1 protein-coding gene is annotated in these 659 nt (G+C 83.3%); it reads left to right on the top strand.

Annotated elements, in window-relative coordinates:
- Nucleotides 1-659: ATP-binding cassette domain-containing protein (locus GTR02_RS22020; protein WP_166609589.1), on the top strand; the 659-nt coding region annotated here is incomplete at both ends.

Here is a 659-nt window from a genome sequence, read left to right on the forward strand (position 1 = left end):
CCGCCGGTGCCCGTGGCGGGCCTGTCGCTGCGCGCGGTCCGCGTGCTGCGCGCGGACGGCTCGGCCGTGCTGGACGGGACCGCGGTCGCCGGCGCCCCCGACGGGGAGGGGGGCGTCGACCTCGACGTCGCCCCCGGCGAGCTCGTGGCGCTGGCCGGCGCCTCGGGCGCCGGCAAGTCGACCCTCGCGCGGGTGGCGGCGGGCGTCCTGGTCCCGACCGCGGGCACCGTGGGGCACCCGCTGGGCGCCGCCGCGGTCGCGCACCTGCCGCAGCGGCCGACCTTCCCGTCCGCGACGACCGTGCGCGAGGCCGTCGAGGGCGGTCGCCCGGCCGCCGCCGCCGACGTGCGGGCCGTGCTCGCCGACGCCGCCGCGGACGACCTCGAGCCCGGCACCGCGCTGGGCGAGGCCGGGGCCGGCCTGTCGGCCGGGCAGCGCCAGCGCGTCGCCCTGGCGCGCACGCTGCTCGCGGTGCGGCGCGGTGCCCACCGCGTCGTCCTCGACGAGCCCACGGCGCACCTCGACGCCGACGCCGAGCGCCGGGTCGTCGCGACGCTGCGCGGCCTCGCCGCGGCCGGGTGCGCGGTCCTCGTCGTCGCCCACCGGCCCGCGCTGCTGGCCGCCGCCGACCGCGTCGTGCTCCTGACCCGGCCCGCGGC

The organism is Kineococcus siccus (genome assembly GCF_009906795.1).
Classification (GTDB): Bacteria; Actinomycetota; Actinomycetes; order Actinomycetales; family Kineococcaceae; genus Kineococcus; species Kineococcus siccus.